Origin of the sequence: Rickettsia endosymbiont of Ixodes scapularis (assembly GCF_000160735.1) — a bacterium.
GTDB classification, from domain to species: domain Bacteria; phylum Pseudomonadota; class Alphaproteobacteria; order Rickettsiales; family Rickettsiaceae; genus Rickettsia; species Rickettsia tamurae.
In genome coordinates, this window is sequence record NZ_CM000770.1 from 867,250 (window position 1) to 885,487 (window position 18,238).

Sequence of the window (18,238 nt, forward strand, 5' to 3'; positions counted from 1 at the left end):
ATTATACAGGCAGTAAAGTACGGAGTTATTTTTACCTCTTCGCTTGCTTTAGCCAGCAGAGAATCAGGACCAGAAATCGCAGCCGTTTTACCTTTGATGATAGAGAAGAGATAGTAAAACGATTAATTTGTCACCCCGTGGCTTGACCACGGTATCCATAAAACAATAAAAATACTAGTATTTTTAACTGAACCCGTGGTCAAGCCACGGGGTGACAGAGGCGGAATTGATCCACGCAACAATACCTCCTCGCAATGACGATTGAGTATGACAATATTTTAACTATAATACTCTATCATGTTAGTATTAATAACACCGGCAAGCTCTGCGGTATCACCGTAAATATTATAGGCAATAAGAGAAACTATACCTTCTGCTACTAAACCTTCCACAGTTTCATAAGCTACATATCCTGCAGTTAGTCCTGCTTTTACTGTATTTTTTACACATTCGATAGAATCGGACGGCGAAACTAAAGAACCCTCAGCTATAAGCTGAGGGGTTATAAAGTGGAATCGATTAGAAATCGATCATCATTCACAGGTTCACCTTCCTGTTCATCAATATAGCGCTGTATCATTTTATCAGTTATATTACCTGAACTGACCGCCATATAGCCCCTAGCCCACAAATGATTGCCCCAAAATTGTTTTCTTAAATGAGCAAATTCTTGCAATAAAATTCTTGAGCTACTACCTTTTAAATACTGTACTAACTTGCTAAGAGATATTTGTGATTTATATGAGATAAACATATGCACGTGATCACATGATATTTTCCCTGAAATTATATATACTTCATGTTCCATACAAATCTGCCTTAGTAAATCTCTAGCCCTTTCCGCTACTTTGCCTATCAATACTCTCTTCCTATATTTTGGTATCCATATAAGATGTACTTTTAAATCATACTGACTATGACTATTCTTTCTATAACTTCTCATGTTTCTTGATATAAATTCATTGCTAAAGCAATTTCATTATATCTTCCCTTCGCCTGAAGGCGAGGGATTTCTTATCCCCGAAGGGGGACATTAAGATCAGGACTGTAAGTAGGAAGGAATAAAATACTTGCCCCTACCGATTCAATTAATTCTTTTACCTTAGAGTTTTTATGAAAATTAATATTATCCATTACTACGACTTGTCCTGCCCTTAATTCTTTAATGAGTATATCCTTGACATACGTCTCAAAAATAGCTTTATTACAATTGCCTTCAAATATTAGAGGTGCTACAATATTGCTATTAAATAGGCCAGCAATCATACTAATTCTGTGTTTGTGCTGATAAACTTTTTCACCATAACATCTTTCTCCTTTTGGGCTCCAGCCATGTTCTCGACACGCATTATCTTCTATTCCTGATTCATCCAAAAACACTAGTTTATCTTTGTCTATGGTGGTTATCTTTTCTATAAACTCATTTCTTAATTTATGATTTCTTTTGGGATGAAGAAAAGTTTTTTTATAGCTGTAACCAACTTTTCTAATCATGTTTATTATAGTTCTTGCTGACACTTTACTAGGATACAAGATGGCTAGCTCTCGACTGCTTTTATCTTTATTAGATTCCAAAAATTTTTTAAATCCTTCCATATCTGTTATTTTATGACTATGCCCTTTTTGATAGCCAGTTTTTAATTGAACATCTCCTGTTTCTTTCTTTAATTTCTTCCAATCATATATTACTTTACGGCTGATATTAAATACTTGACTTGCTTCTATTATTCTTTTCCCTGACTCAATATATTGAATCACTCCCTTTCTTAAATCATATGAATATGGACTTGGCATAACTATTTTCTAATTACTTTACCATATCCTTTTATTAATATCACTATCTTAATTGCCTATGCTATACATTGTGAAATCTGTCGCAGCTTTGGTAGCATTTTGAAAATGAATTGTAGCACTATCAAAGTAACTAGATGTTTTTTTTGAGGTTTGTGGCCCCGTATAGTTTTTTGTCATGATTTTCCCCTTAAAATTAAATCGTGACGCAATTATAACTCAAATGTTGGGTTGTGTCAATGGATATTATTAATAAATGATTAGATTATTAATAATACTTTAAGATAAAAGGAATGTTTAGCTGTTAAAAAACTTTTTGATTTTTAGCTTATCTTCTTTAGATAAATTAGGCTTGAACCTATATATATCTTTTTAATTAGCACTTTCAGGTCTAAATTTAAACTCGCCTTTAGTTGTTTTGATTGTAACTATCTGATCAGGAGAACCCCATTTAGGAAAATCATATTTTATAACTATATCCCCGTTTCTAAGTCCAGATTTATAAGCATTATTATTTTCGTCAATATTTTTTAGTTTATCTCTTTATCTATCCCTTTTGGGACATAATTTTTAACTATTTTTTTAAAATAATCGCTTGAAAATTCTTGTTCTTTTGAGGTTTTAAATAAATCAAGCATAACATTATCCAACGATTTACTCTTATTATTCTCTTTAATTAGGCTGTCCAAATAAAGTGCAAGAACAAATCCACGATAATACGGTAATTTCTCTACTGCATAATCTTTCCAGTTATCATCTTTTATTTTGCTATTATATTCATTTATAACAGGTGATAAATAATAATCCTCAAAGAATTGATTAAATTCTTCTATAAATTCCTCAAGCGTTATAACACTGGAACGTAAGGCTAAAACCCTGCTATAATAATCGGTAAACCCTTCACTCCACCAATAATTTAATCCTTCTAAGTTATTACGTATTTTCTTCCCTGTCCAATTATGCATATGTTCATGAGCAAGTAACGTCATATAATCCCGTTTGTCTAAACCTTGAGGAATAAACGCAAAACTATGAGTTAAGCCCGTTGTACATATGTCTAGGTTGATCGCCTTCGAGCAAGCTTATTAGCTAATAAGGAAAATCATTATCATGGAAAAATGTTCTTTGTCCCTTGATAATTTTATTTATATAAGAAGCTATTTCTTCATCTTTAAGATCAAATTGACCATGTAACGAAAGATATACAGGATTTTTTTGATCGACAATTTTGTAAAGACGTAAATCACCTGCTGCATAAACTGCACTATATAATTCAATCGGCGTAGCTTTAAATTTCACCCTTTTACCAAGACCATAATCTGATATTGTTTTCCAGCTATCAGGAATATTATTCCATTCAATATTAAACTCTACTATGTCATTTCCATTTAGATCGCCGGGAGTAGCAAAAAGCCTATAACCCGGTAAATGAATTAAATTTTGTCTAATTATTGCTTCGTGGATATCACAAGGATTACCGGCTTTTTGATATATTTCATAGCTTAAACGGATAATATTAATTTTCCCCGTATTTAAAATAGCTTCATTAGAGTCTTGATTTCTAAATTGTAATTTTCCAATTGGATATTCAAGTTTAACATTTTTGATTTGCTTGTAATATGTAGCATTTGCCCATGCATAGGGTAAATCTAAAATAATCTCGCCGCTCATATCGCCTATTATTTCCGTCTCAACTTTGATAGCCGAAACAGGCGTGTTAGACAAAGGTGTTATTTTATAGTTTATTTGCCGATAAGCGTTTGCGGATACTAGATTTGGAATTAGAATTACAAGTATTATCAAAAAATTTTTTAGAAAGTACATTTTCAAAACTCATGGATTTTGAGGATTATTTAGAACGTTGCCTATTTAACGCGAGTTTCGTATTAAGATGCCTAAATTATGGTTAATGAATATGCTATAATCCTTATCCTTTCAAGGTTTGTAAGAGGTGTGACAAGTTTACAATTTAATAGTTATAGTCAAAAAAGACAATTTACTAAAAATTTATGCAGTTTTAAGTACATTTTATAACAAAAACAATATTACTAATATCCTCGTAACCCAGTTACTATCAGCTATTCAGTTCCTCTATTAATACGAAACTCGCGTTATTTAGATTCTTTTATGTTATTCTTAGCTAGAAGCGGCATTGTTGTATGACTTTGATGTCATTCCCGCCTTCGCGGGAATGACATCGAGTAGGTTTTTCGAGCCATGCAATAATGTCTATGCGGGAATGGTCTCAATCTTATTTTTTAAACTTCTGAATACACCCCAGTAGAATCATGTATTTTATTATTTTTAAAATCATCTATCCCTTCAGCAATAGCTATTTTCAATACTTGCTCTTTAAAAGCTTCTAATCGCCTGAATTCTTTATCAGACATATTAATAATCATTATTGTGATCCTTTTAAGTTAAATTATTCCTGACCATTAACCCATAAGCTTCTTCATCTTCAAGCCATTTAGCATTTTCTATTAAATATGATTCTTGAAATTCGGCGAGTTTTGGATCAGGTTCACCTGTTAAATGTTTAAGCCCATCAAATAAAATACCTAAAAAACCTATATTATTCTTTTTACAATAATCTCTTACATCTTCAACATGCTTCGTACGATCATCAACAAATACAATAAAGCTAGCCTTTAACTTATCAGAAAATTTTGATAAAGTACTGCTTTTTGAATGATTACCTGTTATGAATATCCCTTTATAACAAATAGCATCATCCTTTTGTCCTGAGTTATAAATTGCTAATTCTTCATTATCTGAAAATTCTATACCTAGACTCTTTAATTCTTTATATCGCCAATCTTGCATAGAAGGAATATTGCCGAATTCTCCCGTATTCATTTGTGTAAGACCGTAAACCGGAAACTTTGTTTTGAGCTTGTTTATAACTTCTACCCACTCTTCATCAATTAATATTACTTTTCGCTGCAGACGCCAATTACTGATAATTTCCTCATAATTGTCATAATTACTTTTATTTTCCTTATTCTGTCAATTATTTGATTATAAGGTGGCTTCTTAAAAGTTTTTGATTTAGGAGTTATAATAGTATCGTCAACATCAAGGAATATGTATGCATCAATAGGGGCATTTTTTATTATTAAATCATAGATTTTTGTAGCACTGTCAGCAGTTTCAAAATTTTTCATATATATTCCGAAGTAAAATGAAGAGTAGCCATACGAAGTTCAACTTGGAAAAGAACAAGGAGTCTGTAAGCCGAGGAGCGGAGCGTATATTAAACGTTCAGCATCCGAGGTCTTACAAAGACGACATAGCCAATTTTTCAAGTTCAACGAGTATCAAATTTAATATTAAGTTCTTCAGTTAAAATAGCCATTAATTCAAGCCCTGCTCTATTTTTCCATTCGCCTTGTTCATAAAAAAAATGATGAGGACCGCTAACCGGCGACGACACCAAATTTCTTTGGTAGCACTTTGTTTATTTATTACATATATACCTTTATCAGTATCAAGATTAATATATCACCTTGTAAATCTATATCTATACTTGCTTCTTCATCCTGCTCTTCTATCTTGTCTGCTATATATGCAATTGTTGTCTCGGCTATTTTACTAAATTCACTATTATTCATGATAACATCCCTTAAGTAGATAAAAATATACGGAGATCAACTTCAAAAAGAGCAAGGAGTCTGTAAGCCGAGGAACGTATACTTAATACGTGAGCACCACAGATCTTATAAGACGACGTAGCCAATTTTTGAAGTTCATCGAATAGATAGTTTTTCAGGATCAATTTCCGGCTCAGGTACTTTCAAACTTTTTCGATAAGTTTCAACAAATCTATTATGATCATTAAGATTATTAGAAAAATTATGCCCGCCTTTAACGTCAACTACAAAAAATAATGCATCCGTCTTAGCAGGTTTTACCACTGCTTCTAAAGATTTTAACGACGGACAAGAAATCGGACCGGGTGGTAAACCTTTTATATAATAAGTATTATAGGGTAGTTCTTGCAATAAATCTTTTTTTGTTAAAGCTCTTGCTAATTTAAATTTTCCTTCAGTCAAAGCATATATAGTAGTCGGATCAGCTTGTAGCTTCATATTTTTCTTTAAACGATTAATGAATACTGCTGCTATAATAGGTTTTTCTGCATTTGAGCCGGCTTCTTTTTCAATTATTGAAGCTAGCCTTAATACCTCAAGTCTAGTTTTTAACGGAGAATCTGGTGCAAGATTTTGCATTACTTTATCTAAATTAGCAGACATTAAATTTCTCATTTGATCGATTATCTGCTCTTTTTGATCACTGTAAGAAAAAAAATACGTGGAAGGCACTAAAGAACCCTCAGCTATAAGCTGAGGGGTTATAAAGTGGAATCGATTAGAAATCGATCATCATTCACAGGTTCACCTTCCTGTTCATCAATATAGCGCTGTATCATTTCATCAGTTATATTACCTGAACTGACCGCCATATAGCCCCTAGCCCACAAATGATTGCCCCAAAATTGTTTTCTTAAATGAGCAAATTCTTGCAATAAAATTCTTGAGCTACTACCTTTTAAATACTGTACTAACTTGCTAAGAGATATTTGTGATTTATATGAGATAAACATATGCACGTGATCACATGATATTTTCCCTGAAATTATATATACTTCATGTTCCATACAAATCTGCCTTAGTAAATCTCTAGCCCTTTCCGCTACTTTGCCTATCAATACTCTCTTCCTATATTTTGGTATCCATATAAGATGTACTTTTAAATCATACTGACTATGACTATTCTTTCTATAACTTCTCATGTTTCTTGATATAAATTCATTGCTAAAGCAATTTCATTATATCTTCCCTTCGCCTGAAGGCGAGGGATTTCTTATCCCCGAAGGGGGACATTAAAAAACCTTCAGGTATTATCCCTTTTATTTCTCCAAGTAATCGACTTTCTTCATTAATTTTCTTTATAACCTCACTAACTACCGTACCTTCCGGTACAATTATGTTGTGTATTATAGATTTACCGCTTGCTAATATTCTTAAAGTTTGCAGAGGCGATATATTACGAGTAAACACATATTCACCGCTTTTAAGAGGTCTTTTTATAGAATAAATTTTAGCAATTACCTTAAAAATTCTCGGATATTTGATTACTTCATTAGAATAAAGTTTTGTAACTATTTGATTTACGGATAATTTAGGTTCAATAATTATCGTTTTATTTTGAGTAAGATTACCCGGCACAAAAATATAAAATATACTAAAATTTAGCAAAGTAATAAATATAGTTAGAGATACTATAACTAAAAAAAGTTTAGTTTTTAATAGGTTTTTTAACATAATAACTATTATTTTTATAAGGCTTAGAAATATTGATAAAAAAATTACCACGAAATATGGTTTTTTCTTGACATTTAAAATAACATATAGTAAAACTAACTTAAAGTTTGGTTGAAGTTAAATATTTGCTAAATTTAAATTATATAGTTTTTGCTAAATAAATCAATAGTTTTAATATTTGGTAATTAATATTTGGTAATTAAAATATTAAAATTAGATGACTAATGAGCAACAAATTAATAACGTAAACCAATTTACTATAACAATAGTATACTCCTGTAAAATGAAAAGTTGGAATTTTTATTACAAATAAAAAATATAAATCTTTATTCATAGTTCATATTACTAGCATTAATACTGATCTTATAATGGGCATTATATATTATGATACAAGATCACAATACCGATCTAAAACACGAAGAACATAATGAAAGGTTAAAAGCTTTACAAAATAAGTTAGGAAACTTATCCGGTTTCTTGACAACAATGCGTTCTGATAACAATGAGGAATACAAAAAAATTTCCAATGATTTAGAAATTTTAATGAAACAAATTAATACTATAAGAAAAAACATGGAAATATATTTTGTTATTATATTAATATTAATGTTTATTATAATTCGGAAAATGTTGTGGACCACCGGTTCAAGTACTAATCTTTCTCTTTTAACAACTTTATTTTAGGTTCTAAGAACTCCTGTTTAATAATTTCTGCAGCTATATAAGAAGGTACAGCGTCATCTCGATCACTCGATACAAGCGAATTTTCCAAGCTAAGCCTGTGCTCACGTACTTTTGTACGCCTATCTAGCTTGCCTTTAAATTCATCGTGTCTAAAGCTTTCTGAATTTAGCTGTAATCGGTTTGATTTAAATCCTAATTGCTGCAAAATTTTTTGGCTTTCTATTACCTGCTCATAAGCTTTTTTAGAATTAAATAATAACTCTTGAAGCTTATTACTAATAAGACTAGCTCGGCAATTAAATTGGATAAATTCCGGAATTATTTCTTTATCGGCTATAATATTTATTAACGTAACATATTTTATTTTTATCAATAGCCTAATGATAAGAAAACTTAAAATATTAACCTTATATGCTACAATCATAGGGGTACCGGAAGCTGCTATCTCTAAAGTATTAGTACCGGATTTTGCTAGAGCTACATCCGCAACAGCATAAGTTTTAAGTCTCTCACTTGAAAATAAATAATTAAACTTAACATCTTCTAAAAATGGTTTTATTATTGCCTCATGAGCAGGATTTACAAGAGTAAATATAACTTTAAGATTATTACAACTTTTAAATATTTCTTCAATAGAAGAAACAAAAACCGGTAAATGCTTTAGAATCTCTCCTTTTCTGCTTCCGAGAGTAACACATAATACTCTCTCATTCTCGTCTATTTTAAACTCTTCACGTAAAGCTATTTTATCGCTATAAAACTCCTGCTCCATAATCGGATGACCTATATATCTACAATCAAGACCGACTTTAGTAAAATATGGAGGCTCAAACGGTAGTAAAGCAAATAAACAATCATAAATTTTAGCGTATTTTACTGCTCTACCCTCTTTATATGCCCAAACTGACGGCGCAACGATATGAATCATTTTCAGCTTTGGTAAAAGTTTTCTTACCCGCTTTGCCACACGATAAGTAAACCCTGGTGAATCTATGGTAATTAATAAATCAGCTTTACTATTTATTATATCCTCCACAGTTTTATCAATTAATTTTTTAAGCTTAAAAATATGAGACAAAATTTCTACAAAACCCATTAAATTTATGGAAGTAATAGGAAATAAGCTTTTAAAGCTACCAGCTTCCTCCATATATTTGCCGCCAACACCAACAAACTGTACAGCATCATTCACAAAGCTTGATACAGGCGAATTTTTTGAGTTAAGTCTATGCTCACGTACTATTTGTACTGCTTTCGCAGACTTACTCTTAAATTCATCCTGTCTGAAGCTTTGTGAATGATGCTGTACTCCTATATTGTTTTTTAAATGCTGAATTATACGACCACCTACAAAGTCTCCTGACACCTCACCGGCTATAAAGTAAATTTTTGTCATTAAATATAGTTATTTTTTAAGGTTCTCAATTTCTGCTTTTAATCGCTCTATTTCTTTTATAGATACTTCAGTAATCTCATGTATTTCTTCTATCGAGTTTTTTTTCATTAACATCTTTTTTGCTATTTTTATACTTTTTGTAACTTCGCCTTCTTGTCTACCTTTTTTTCTCCCTTCTTCTATTCCTTTTGCCATACCTTGTTTTCTACCTTTTTCTTCAGCGGAAACTATATAATCATGCTCTTTAAAGCTTTTATTCATATAGGCACGATAAATAATTTGCTCTTTAGGAGTCATCTTAAGTATATCAAGACGCTTTGCTACTTTCTTCATATATGGTCTTCATATATGGTGATTTAAAATCTTTCTTAACTTCAGAATGTTTTACTACATATAGCCATTCATCCAATTCATCTCTTATAACATCATTAAATAATGGTACTGATATTACAAAATATTCTGGAAATACATTACATAAATCAAATATTTTACCTCTCATATCTCCCAAAGAAAATTTCATAGGGTGTTTTTATCAACTTCTCTAAAAATAGTCTTACCGTGATATAAAGGTACTTTCATATTATCAAAAAGAAAATACAATAAATTAATATGAAATATTTTTTTATAGTAGAATAATCCTCGCTCTTAGAAATACTATCAACTATTAATCTACTAGAATTAAAACAAGCTTTATGCATAAAAAGATTTGTATAGGATTTCTACTATATATTTATGCCCTTCTTCATCTTCCACAATTACATCTGCTACGCTAGATTTTAAACTATAATTTTCTTTATTGCTTCTACTCTCAAGTAATGCTTTTATTTTAACGGCACTATAACCGGCATCTTTAAGTATTGCCGAGATAAATCCTTCAACTATCTCGTAATCACCTTTATCCTTAAGCAAATATTTTATAGCATAATCAAAACTTATTATAGTACTCATATCTTTTATCCTTAAATCATCTTAAATATATTGCAAAAAATGAAGACAGTATACGAAGATCAACTTCAAAAAGAGCAAGGAGTCCACAAGGCGAGGAATGCAGCGTATACTCAATATGTGAGTACCTAAGCTCTTGTAGGACGACGTAGCCAATTTTTGAAGTTGATCTTCGTATACATATTATTAAATTCCATTTTACGATAGCTCAAAGCTTCAGTAATATGAATTTTCAAGACCTTATCAACATTCTCAAGATCGGCAATCGTGCGTGCTACTCTAAGTATTCGGTTATAAGCACGCATTGATAAACGAAATTTGCCGCTTCATTCAGTAAATCTCTACCTTCATCCGCAGGCATAGCGTAATCTATTAATAACTGCCCGTCTAATTTGTTATTTGTTTTAATATTATAGCCCTCATATCTCTTTTCTTGAATCAAATGCACTTTCTCGACTCTTGCAGCTATATATTCAGATTCTTCCTTAGAGTTATCTACAATCAAGTCATAATTATAAACATTAATACTAGATACTTCTATATGCAAATCAAATCTATCCATAATAGGTCCCGATACTTTCATTTGATAGTCTCTAGCACATTTTGGAGCTTTCATACATTCTTTATAAGAATCGCCTAAATAACCACATTTACAAGGATTCATAGCTGCTATTAACTGGAAATTTGCCGGATATTTTATATGAGCGTTTGATCGGGAGATTAGTATTTCACCATTTTCAATAGGTTGTCTTAATGCATCAATAACATGCTGTGGAAATTCAGGTAGTTCATCTAAAAATAATACTCCGTTATGAACTAGCGTAATTTCTCCAGGCTTTACTTTTTTTCCGACACCGCCGCCGACCATAGCGGCAAGTGAGCATGAATGATGCGGAGTTCTGAACGGCCTTGCTTTGGTAAGTTTACCGTCTAAAAATTTTCCTGCAATACTTGTAATCGTGCTGCATTCTAAAATTTCTTTTGTAGACATTTTAGGTAGTATACTGGGAAGACAGGCAGCAAGCCTTGATTTACCGGTTCCGGGAGGACCGAACATTAAAAGGTTATGCCACCTGATGCTACAATTTCTAAAGCTCGTTTAGCAATTTTTTGACCTTTTATATCCTTAAAATCGGGATAATTTATCGGCTCATCTTGCAGCTTAGCTTCCGGAGGAGTTAAAACTTATGAACCTTTAAGCGGTAAGTATCGAACAAGCAATCGCAAGATCAAAATGGCTTCCTTCTTTTACTAAATCTGCCGGAGCTAAATTTATTAAAATCTTTTTAGTAGGTAGTGCAAGCCCTATAGAAGATAACGCTGCTTTAACTCGTTCTTTTGATTCAGCTATAGTTTTATCGGCAAGCCCTACTATAATAAAAGCAGGGATACCCAGTGATATTTGTACCTGCACGTCAACATCAATAATATCAATTCCATTAAACTTTAGACTTGCTATATGAATTATCATGAAATTTTTCTTAAAATGCCATTTTGCTAGGTTGTAGATGTTATTGCATGGATACTAAAGTCGTCATTGCGAGCAGTCGTAGACTGCGTGGCAATCTCATGAAATAATAACAAACTCCTGAGATTGCTCCGTTAATTACTTACGTAATTTCCTCACAATGACGAAAAATAACAATCTTAGCCTAACTATTAGTTGAAAAAGCATATTATAGAACAAACTTAGCTAAGTCAAGATTAGTTATTATTTTTGATAATTGATTTTCTACGAATTTATCATCGATAGTTATTTTTTTGTCTTTCATTTCGCTAGCTTCAAAGCTTATATCCTCAAGCAAATTCTCAAGTATAGTATGCAGCCTTCTAGCCCCTATATCTTCGACTTCTAAATTAACGGTGATCGCATAATCCGCTATCTTTTCAATAGCAGAAGCAGCAAATTCAAGATGCACGTCTTCAGTACCTATTAACGCCGAATATTGCTTTATTAAACTAGTTTCAGGCTCAAGCAATATTTTAATCATATCATCTTTGGTAAGCGAATTTAATTCTACTCTCATCGGTAATCTTCCTTGTAACTCCGGTAATAAATCAGAAGGTTTAGCAATATGGAAAGCACCGGAAGCAATAAATAATATATGATCGGTTTTAACCGGTCCATATTTAGTATTAACCGTCGTTCCCTCTATCAAAGGTAGCAAATCTCTTTGCACTCCCTCTCTACTTATTTCGGCATTTTTTGCTCCGGAACTACCGGTCGAAGCTATTTTATCAATTTCGTCAATAAAAACTATCCCGTCATTTTCAGCTAAATTTATAGCTTGCTGAATAATTTTTTCTTGGTCTATTAATTTTTCTGATTCCTCAGGTATAATAATAGCCATAGCATCTTTAACTAGCATTTTTTTTGTTTTAGTCTTACTGCTACCAAGGGCTCGTCCAATCATATCGCCAAGATTAAGAACGCCCATAGATGCTCCCGGCATACCAGGTATTTCAAAACTTCCACCGCCGACAGGTGTAGTATCAGCTACACTAATTTCAATTTCCGTATCATCAAGTTCACCGTTTAAAATTTTTTCTTTGAACTTTTCTCTAGTCTCACTACTAGAAGTTTTACCTACTAAACTATCTAATATTCTCTCTATCGCTTTCTCACGGGCATTAATATCTACTTCTGTTTTTGCTAAAGTTTTTTCAGTATTAACGGCTATTTCGACTAAATCACGAATTATTGATTCTACATCACGCCCTACATATCCGACTTCGGTAAATTTAGTTGCTTCTATTTTATAGAAAGGAGAATTAGTCAGCTTTGCAAGGCGTCTTGCTATTTCCGTTTTCCCGACACCGGTTGAACCAATCATTAAAATATTTTTCGGTACTATTTCATTACGTAAATTACCTTCTAGTCTTTTACGACGACAACGATTTCTAAGTGCAATAGCAACGACTTTTTTGGCCTTTTCTTGACCTACGATAAACCTATTAAGTTCATTAACTATTTGAGAAGGGGTAAGCCCCATAGGGTCTTTTTTATAAGTAGTTTTAGTAGCTTTCATACAACTTTTTCCATTATAATATTATGATTAGAAAATACACACAAATCTGCAGCTATATTCATAGATTTTAAAGCAATTTCTTCAGCAGTTAAATTATTCTCGTAAGACATTAGAGCGCGAGCGGCAGATAGTGCAAATAAACCGCCTGAACCTATTGCTGCAACATTATTTTCAGGCTCTACGACATCACCGTTACCGGTTAAAATTAATATATGACTACGATCAGCAACAATCATCATTGCTTCCAAACGTCTCAAATATTTATCGCTACGCCAATCTTTTGCAAGCTCAACTGCACTTCTAAGTAGATTATGCTTATGTTGCTCTATCCTTACTTCAAGTTTTTCAAATAATGCAAGACCATCAGCCGTAGAACCCGCAAAACCGGCAATAATTTTATTATTTGCTATAGTCCGAAGTTTTCGTGCTGTAGATTTTAGTACGGTATTACCATGCGAGACTTGTCCATCTGCTGCTATAATTATTTCTTCGTTCTTTTTTAAACAAAGTATTGTTGTGCCATGTAAGGCTAAATTATCTGACATAATATAAAATTTATTGATATTAAGTTGTTAATTAAGTACTATATAGTATTAGAATTACTCCTAAATAAAATGAAGAGTTATTATACTTCGACACAACTTCAAAAAGAGCTAGGAGTTCAAAGTCCTCGGAACGGAACGTATACTTAATATAGTTCGTACCGCAGCTCTTGTAGAACGATGTAGCCAATTTTTAAAGTATCAAAGGTATACTTGACTGATTCAATTTAATTAATAATTATTGTCCCTTGAATTTTCAAGGCTTAAACTTAAATAATGAATATATACGCAATATACATTAACTCCACACAAAAAAATAATAATTTTATTGTTATTGAAGAAGGCTTTTCATGGATAGCTACTCTTTTAAGTATATTTTGGGCATTATACCATAAAATGTGGTTAGTTGTTGCTATTGCCGTAATAGCGAGTATAATCGTTACGGAGATTAATATCGAAGAGTTAAAGTTTATATTTAAGATAGTCTTAATATTAGGCTTCGGCTTTTTTGCTTCAGATATTAGAGAAAATTATTTAAAAAGAAATAATTACCGACTAGAAGATATAATAATTGCCAACTCTAGAATTGAAGCTGAATTAAAATTTCTAAAACGTAATATACTCGTTTAATGAATAGAAAAATGTCCTTAATGTCATTCCTAGTTAAAAGCACATGAGTGTCAACTTAAGGATCGATGTCATCCCCGCATGGCATTGTTGCGTGGATCGATTTTTCCGTCATTGCGAGGAAAAATTGAAATTTTGACGAAGCAATCTCAGGAGTTTGTTATTATTTCATGAGATCGCCACGCAGTCTACGACTGCTCGCAATGACGATTAGGTGTCTACACAGGAATGACATAAACGAGCCATGCAATAAAACTTTTAACAGGAATAAAATGATGTATAACAAAGAAAATGTTTTTGCAAAAATCATAGGTAAAAATCTTTCGGCAGAAATAATTTATGAAGACGAACAAATTTTAGCATTTAAAGATATAGCACCCGTAGCACCTGTACATATTATCGTTATACCTAAAAACGAATATATAGATTATGCCGATTTTATCTCTAAAGCTTCTATAGACGAAATAAAACATTTTTTTGCTAAAATTTCTGATATAGCAAATGAAGCGGGTTTAGATAAAGACGGTTATCGTTTAATAACTAATAAAGGCGAGAAATCGGGACAAACTATTTTTCATTTCCATTTCCATATTATCGGCGGTGAAAAACTCATCGGATTAATAAATAAAAATGACTGAAAAATACAATATTGCAGTAATTGGAGCTACAGGAAATGTAGGGCGTGAAACTTTAAACATTCTAGCTGAGCGTAATTTCCACATTAATAAAGTTTATGCTATAGCTTCAGATAGCTCTCTAGGGCTGGAAGTAAGCTTTGGAGAAAAAATACTACAAATTAATAGTTTAAAAAATTTAAATTTTGACGATATCGATATTGCTTTTTTTTGTGCAGGTTCAGAAGTTTCAAAAGAATTTATACCAAAAGCTACTGCTAGTAATTGTGTAGTTATCGACAAATCCTCACTTTTTAGAGTTGACGATCAAGTACCGTTAATTGTACCTGAGGTTAATTTATCAACACTTAAAGAGTTTAATACTAAAAATATCATAGCTAACCCTAACTGTATAGTAATTCCGCTTGCAGTAGCATTAAAACCGCTAGATAATGAAATAAAGATTAAAAGAGTAGTGATATCTACTTATCAATCAGTATCAGGAGCAGGTAAAGCAGGAATGGACGAACTCTACGACCAAACAAAATCTAAATATGTTTTTGGAGAGAATGATCCTAAGAAATTTCCAAAACAGATTGCATTTAATCTTTTTCCTCATATAGGTGATTTAAATAAAGATGGCTATACAAGTGAAGAAGCAAAAATTGCTTTTGAACTAAACAAAATTATAGGTAATCACTTTAAAGCTAGCGTTACTTCTGTTAGAGTACCGGTATTTATCGGTCATTCTATATCGGTTAACATAGAATTTAACGACAAAATTGATGCCAAAGAAGTCGAAGAAATATTACAAGATGCCGATGGAATTGTTACAATTTCTAATAATAATGACCTTGCTTATATCTCACCCGTTGAAGTGGTAGGCGAAGATGCCGTATATGTCTCCCGCATTAGAAATGACGTAAGTAAACCTAATACGATAAATCTATGGATCACATGTGATAACTTACGTAAAGGAGCAGCTTTAAACAGCGTCCAAATTGCTGAAGAACTAATTAATAATTATTTATAATATAACTAATATGGATAATAAAAATAATAATCTAAATAAAAAAAACCCGCTAGTAATAGCATTAGGCGAATGTAGAACAGCTTTTTGGATAGTCTTTTGGTTTGCTTTTGTAATTAACTTACTAATGTTAATTACTCCTCTTTACTCACTACAAGTTCTTGATAGAGTCCTTGGAAGCGGTAATCTACAAACATTATTATTTTTATCAATAATAATCGCATATATTTATTTTGTTTATGGATTATTACAAATTGCCCGTTCTTTTACACTTATAAAGGTAGGAGAATGGCTTGATAGAACAGTAGCTCCCGTAATTTTTGCTTCTTCAATTTCTGCAGCTGCAACACGAGCAAATATGGGTTCTAGCCAATTATTACGTGATTTTCAAGCCGTCAAAACATTCCTAACAAGTACCGGAATTAATACCTTATTCGATGCCCCTTGGAGCCTTATCTATATTGCGGTTATTTTTTCAATTCATCCATATATCGGTCTTATTACCGTTTTTGGTGCAATTATAATAGTTTCAACCGCTTTCTTTAACGCTGCAGCTACTAATAAAACGCTCGGTGAAGCTACCGAATTTTCGATAAAAGGTATGACACAAGCCGATATTGCAAACAGAAATGCAGAAGCAATTGAAGCAATGGGAATGATGAAGAATATTACAAAAAATTGGCATAAATTTAACATATTAGCACTTGATAAGCAATCGGTTGCTAGCTATCGTAACGGTGTTATTTCTAACTTTTCAAGGTTTATTCGTAATATAATGCAAATGGCTGTTACCGGAGTCGGTGCTTACATTGTTGTAAAATCTCATAGTGCAGATATGACTCCCGGTAATATGATTATGAGTTCTATCATAGTCGGTAGAGCTCTTGCTCCTTTCGATAATGCTATTGATTTATGGAAAAGTATGAGCGGTGCTATTAAATCATACAAAAACATTAATAATTTATTTAACACTTATTCTTCTAGAGACGAAGCGATGCCAATTCCGAACGTTGATGGTCATCTTACTGTTGAAAATATTTATTATGCTCACCCTATACCGAAATATTTACCGCAACCTCCCGTACCGGAATATATCTTAAAAGGTGTTAGTTTTGCAGTACAACCGGGCGAAGTTTTAGCAATTATCGGTCCTTCAGCTACAGGAAAATCAACTTTAGCTAAAATCATAGTCGGGGTATGGAAAGAATCATCAGGTTCCGTACGTTTAGATAGTGCTGAAATTTATCGTTGGAATAGAGAAGATTTCGGTAGACATGTCGGCTATCTTCCTCAAGGAATAGAACTTTTTAGCGGTAGTATTAAACAAAATATAGCTAGAATGGAAGAAGATGCCGATCCACAAAAAGTTATTGAAGCAGCTAAAATAGCCGGAGCTCATGAAATGATATTAAGATTCCCTGATGGTTATGATTCTGATATCGGTCCTGCAGGCTCTAATCTATCAGGTGGTCAAAGACAACGTGTCGGACTTGCTAGAGCTTTTTACGGTAATCCAAAACTCATCATTTTAGATGAGCCTAATGCTAATTTAGATGAAGCAGGTGAAGTTGCCCTTGCAAGTGCCTTAAAACAAGCAAAACTTAAAGGAATAGCAGTTCTTGTAATTTCACATAGACCATCCGTATTATCCGTTGTTGATAAAATTCTAATATTACAGGATGGAGCCGTTGCAGTTTACGGGAACGGAAGAAGAGATTCAAAAACACTTTAAAACTTTAAAAAGCGGTACAATTCATATTAATAACTAAAGTGTCATATCAAAATAAGTTTAATTGTCATACCGTGGCCCCGCCACAGTATCCAGAAACAACTTAAAATACTAATAATTTCTTGGATCCCGTGAATAAATAACGGGATGACAGAGGAGAATAATGATTAAATATTATGCAGGACTTTAAAACACAATAAACCTCAAATTACTCCGGAACAATTAAAACAATTATTGTCCTTAAGAGAAGATGCGTTAAACCTTAAAGGTCAGAGTTCTAAACGTAAAGCTTTAATAAACACTACATTAAAGAAAATCTCTCATGCTATAGAATTCTTATTAGTAAAACTTGATAGGTTTGTTAATTTTATTACCAAGAAAACCGATAAAGATCGCAATAACGTAGCCCAAGCTGCAAGATCACCTATACTTTTCGGTATTTATGTTATTATCTTTTTAGTATTAATAGGCGGATTATGGTCGGCTCTTGCTCCGCTTGATAGCGGTGCTGTAGCTGTCGGTAT

18 protein-coding genes and 7 pseudogenes are annotated in these 18,238 nt (G+C 32.4%); 7 read left to right on the forward strand and 18 right to left on the reverse strand.

The window, feature by feature from the left end:
• Positions 1 to 502 precede the first annotated feature (502 nt).
• The 4 genes from tnpA (REIS_RS04450) to REIS_RS12530 form a co-directional block, all read right to left on the reverse strand.
• Positions 503 to 943, reverse strand: coding sequence for an IS200/IS605 family transposase (gene tnpA / locus REIS_RS04450; protein WP_008580076.1), 441 nt, complete (start codon positions 941 to 943; stop codon positions 503 to 505).
• Between the two features lie 71 nt (positions 944 to 1,014).
• Positions 1,015 to 1,794 (reverse strand): IS630 family transposase, encoded by a 780-nt coding sequence (locus REIS_RS12525; protein ID WP_008580077.1) that lies wholly within the window; start codon positions 1,792 to 1,794, stop codon positions 1,015 to 1,017.
• A gap of 527 nt (positions 1,795 to 2,321) precedes the next feature.
• Positions 2,322 to 2,780: a M1 family aminopeptidase gene (locus REIS_RS04460; RefSeq protein ID WP_008580078.1), complete on the reverse strand. Its 459-nt coding sequence runs from the start codon at positions 2,778 to 2,780 to the stop codon at positions 2,322 to 2,324.
• A 100-nt stretch (positions 2,781 to 2,880) separates the two neighbouring features.
• Positions 2,881 to 3,516 carry a hypothetical protein gene (locus REIS_RS12530; protein WP_037213649.1) on the reverse strand — a complete coding sequence of 212 codons (636 nt, stop codon included), beginning with the start codon at positions 3,514 to 3,516 and terminating at the stop codon, positions 2,881 to 2,883.
• A 2-nt stretch (positions 3,517 to 3,518) separates the two neighbouring features.
• Here REIS_RS12530 and REIS_RS14175 point away from each other — a divergent pair, with 2 nt between their 5' ends.
• Positions 3,519 to 3,701, forward strand: a complete 183-nt coding sequence (locus REIS_RS14175) for a hypothetical protein (RefSeq protein WP_160142967.1) — start codon at positions 3,519 to 3,521, stop codon at positions 3,699 to 3,701.
• A 348-nt stretch (positions 3,702 to 4,049) separates the two neighbouring features.
• Here the strand turns inward: REIS_RS14175 and REIS_RS16405 are convergent, their stop codons facing one another.
• The 6 genes and pseudogenes from REIS_RS16405 to REIS_RS04495 all read right to left on the reverse strand — a co-directional run.
• Complete coding sequence (locus REIS_RS16405) at positions 4,050 to 4,181, reverse strand: hypothetical protein (RefSeq protein ID WP_032139579.1); 132 nt, start codon at positions 4,179 to 4,181, stop codon at positions 4,050 to 4,052.
• Positions 4,182 to 4,206: 25 nt separating this feature from the next.
• Positions 4,207 to 4,958 (reverse strand): annotated as a pseudogene (locus REIS_RS04475) (DUF2608 domain-containing protein).
• 143 nt (positions 4,959 to 5,101) lie between these two features.
• A pseudogene (cyaY, locus tag REIS_RS04480) lies at positions 5,102 to 5,405 on the reverse strand (iron donor protein CyaY).
• 135 nt (positions 5,406 to 5,540) lie between these two features.
• Positions 5,541 to 6,137 (reverse strand): annotated as a pseudogene (mltG, locus tag REIS_RS04485) (endolytic transglycosylase MltG); the annotation flags it as partial.
• A gap of 8 nt (positions 6,138 to 6,145) precedes the next feature.
• Positions 6,146 to 6,586 carry an IS200/IS605 family transposase gene (gene tnpA / locus REIS_RS04490; RefSeq protein ID WP_008579324.1) on the reverse strand — a complete coding sequence of 147 codons (441 nt, stop codon included), beginning with the start codon at positions 6,584 to 6,586 and terminating at the stop codon, positions 6,146 to 6,148.
• 88 nt (positions 6,587 to 6,674) lie between these two features.
• A pseudogene (locus REIS_RS04495) lies at positions 6,675 to 7,118 on the reverse strand (endolytic transglycosylase MltG); the annotation flags it as partial.
• A gap of 384 nt (positions 7,119 to 7,502) precedes the next feature.
• On the opposite strand from REIS_RS04495, the gene REIS_RS04500 reads away from it, so the two are divergent.
• Positions 7,503 to 7,802 (forward strand): hypothetical protein, encoded by a 300-nt coding sequence (locus REIS_RS04500; RefSeq protein WP_008580086.1) that lies wholly within the window; start codon positions 7,503 to 7,505, stop codon positions 7,800 to 7,802.
• On the opposite strand, the gene lpxB is transcribed toward REIS_RS04500, so the two are convergent.
• The 8 genes and pseudogenes from lpxB to hslV form a co-directional block, all read right to left on the reverse strand.
• Positions 7,771 to 9,198 carry a lipid-A-disaccharide synthase gene (lpxB, locus tag REIS_RS04505; protein ID WP_008580087.1) on the reverse strand — a complete coding sequence of 476 codons (1,428 nt, stop codon included), beginning with the start codon at positions 9,196 to 9,198 and terminating at the stop codon, positions 7,771 to 7,773. The two genes, REIS_RS04500 and lpxB, sit on opposite strands and share 32 nt — an antisense overlap.
• Before the next feature lie 9 nt (positions 9,199 to 9,207).
• Positions 9,208 to 9,798 (reverse strand): annotated as a pseudogene (locus REIS_RS17175) (hypothetical protein).
• Between the two features lie 90 nt (positions 9,799 to 9,888).
• A complete protein-coding gene (locus tag REIS_RS04520; protein ID WP_008580091.1) occupies positions 9,889 to 10,146 on the reverse strand; it encodes a PD-(D/E)XK nuclease family transposase in 258 nt (85 codons plus the stop codon).
• A gap of 125 nt (positions 10,147 to 10,271) precedes the next feature.
• Positions 10,272 to 10,448: a ChlI gene (locus REIS_RS17180; protein WP_008580092.1), complete on the reverse strand. Its 177-nt coding sequence runs from the start codon at positions 10,446 to 10,448 to the stop codon at positions 10,272 to 10,274.
• Positions 10,418 to 11,200, reverse strand: coding sequence for an ATP-binding protein (locus REIS_RS17185; protein WP_050755362.1), 783 nt, complete (start codon positions 11,198 to 11,200; stop codon positions 10,418 to 10,420). Before REIS_RS17185 ends, REIS_RS17180 begins: the two co-directional genes overlap by 31 nt.
• Positions 11,201 to 11,338: 138 nt before the next feature.
• On the reverse strand, positions 11,339 to 11,614 hold the full coding sequence (locus REIS_RS17190; RefSeq protein WP_050755363.1) for a magnesium chelatase domain-containing protein: 276 nt from the start codon (positions 11,612 to 11,614) through the stop codon (positions 11,339 to 11,341).
• A 205-nt stretch (positions 11,615 to 11,819) separates the two neighbouring features.
• On the reverse strand, positions 11,820 to 13,172 hold the full coding sequence (gene hslU, locus REIS_RS04530) for an ATP-dependent protease ATPase subunit HslU (protein WP_008580093.1): 1,353 nt from the start codon (positions 13,170 to 13,172) through the stop codon (positions 11,820 to 11,822).
• A complete protein-coding gene (gene hslV, locus REIS_RS04535) occupies positions 13,169 to 13,717 on the reverse strand; it encodes an ATP-dependent protease subunit HslV (RefSeq protein WP_008580094.1) in 549 nt (182 codons plus the stop codon). Before hslV ends, hslU begins: the two co-directional genes overlap by 4 nt.
• A 273-nt stretch (positions 13,718 to 13,990) precedes the next feature.
• Between hslV and REIS_RS04540 the strand changes: the two genes are divergently transcribed.
• The 5 genes and pseudogenes from REIS_RS04540 to REIS_RS04560 form a co-directional block, all read left to right on the forward strand.
• Entirely contained in the window at positions 13,991 to 14,344 is a 354-nt protein-coding gene (locus REIS_RS04540; protein WP_008580095.1) for a DUF2628 domain-containing protein, read from the forward strand.
• Positions 14,345 to 14,616: 272 nt separating this feature from the next.
• Positions 14,617 to 14,979 carry an HIT domain-containing protein gene (locus tag REIS_RS04545; RefSeq protein ID WP_008580096.1) on the forward strand — a complete coding sequence of 121 codons (363 nt, stop codon included), beginning with the start codon at positions 14,617 to 14,619 and terminating at the stop codon, positions 14,977 to 14,979.
• Positions 14,972 to 15,988 (forward strand): aspartate-semialdehyde dehydrogenase, encoded by a 1,017-nt coding sequence (gene asd, locus REIS_RS04550; RefSeq protein WP_008580097.1) that lies wholly within the window; start codon positions 14,972 to 14,974, stop codon positions 15,986 to 15,988. Before REIS_RS04545 ends, asd begins: the two co-directional genes overlap by 8 nt.
• 10 nt (positions 15,989 to 15,998) lie before the next feature.
• Positions 15,999 to 17,754, forward strand: a pseudogene (locus tag REIS_RS04555) (type I secretion system permease/ATPase).
• 131 nt (positions 17,755 to 17,885) lie between these two features.
• Positions 17,886 to 18,238: pseudogene (locus REIS_RS04560) on the forward strand (HlyD family type I secretion periplasmic adaptor subunit); the annotation flags it as partial.

Excerpts from the sequence above, each read along its gene's own strand:
- tnpA (WP_008580076.1), bottom strand. The coding sequence starts at position 943 with ATGAGAAGTTATAGAAAGAATAGTCATAGTCAGTATGATTTAAAAGTA.
- REIS_RS12525 (WP_008580077.1), bottom strand. The coding sequence starts at position 1,794 with ATGCCAAGTCCATATTCATATGATTTAAGAAAGGGAGTGATTCAATAT.
- REIS_RS04460 (WP_008580078.1), bottom strand. The coding sequence starts at position 2,780 with ATGACGTTACTTGCTCATGAACATATGCATAATTGGACAGGGAAGAAA.
- REIS_RS16405 (WP_032139579.1), bottom strand. The coding sequence starts at position 4,181 with ATGTCTGATAAAGAATTCAGGCGATTAGAAGCTTTTAAAGAGCAAGTA.
- tnpA (WP_008579324.1), bottom strand. The coding sequence starts at position 6,586 with ATGAGAAGTTATAGAAAGAATAGTCATAGTCAGTATGATTTAAAAGTA.
- REIS_RS04500 (WP_008580086.1), top strand. The coding sequence starts at position 7,503 with ATGATACAAGATCACAATACCGATCTAAAACACGAAGAACATAATGAA.
- lpxB (WP_008580087.1), bottom strand. The coding sequence starts at position 9,198 with ATGACAAAAATTTACTTTATAGCCGGTGAGGTGTCAGGAGACTTTGTA.
- REIS_RS04520 (WP_008580091.1), bottom strand. The coding sequence starts at position 10,146 with ATGAGTACTATAATAAGTTTTGATTATGCTATAAAATATTTGCTTAAG.
- REIS_RS17180 (WP_008580092.1), bottom strand. The coding sequence starts at position 10,448 with ATGCGTGCTTATAACCGAATACTTAGAGTAGCACGCACGATTGCCGAT.
- REIS_RS17185 (WP_050755362.1), bottom strand. The coding sequence starts at position 11,200 with ATGTTCGGTCCTCCCGGAACCGGTAAATCAAGGCTTGCTGCCTGTCTT.
- REIS_RS17190 (WP_050755363.1), bottom strand. The coding sequence starts at position 11,614 with ATGATAATTCATATAGCAAGTCTAAAGTTTAATGGAATTGATATTATT.
- hslU (WP_008580093.1), bottom strand. The coding sequence starts at position 13,172 with ATGAAAGCTACTAAAACTACTTATAAAAAAGACCCTATGGGGCTTACC.
- hslV (WP_008580094.1), bottom strand. The coding sequence starts at position 13,717 with ATGTCAGATAATTTAGCCTTACATGGCACAACAATACTTTGTTTAAAA.
- REIS_RS04540 (WP_008580095.1), top strand. The coding sequence starts at position 13,991 with ATGAATATATACGCAATATACATTAACTCCACACAAAAAAATAATAAT.
- REIS_RS04545 (WP_008580096.1), top strand. The coding sequence starts at position 14,617 with ATGTATAACAAAGAAAATGTTTTTGCAAAAATCATAGGTAAAAATCTT.
- asd (WP_008580097.1), top strand. The coding sequence starts at position 14,972 with ATGACTGAAAAATACAATATTGCAGTAATTGGAGCTACAGGAAATGTA.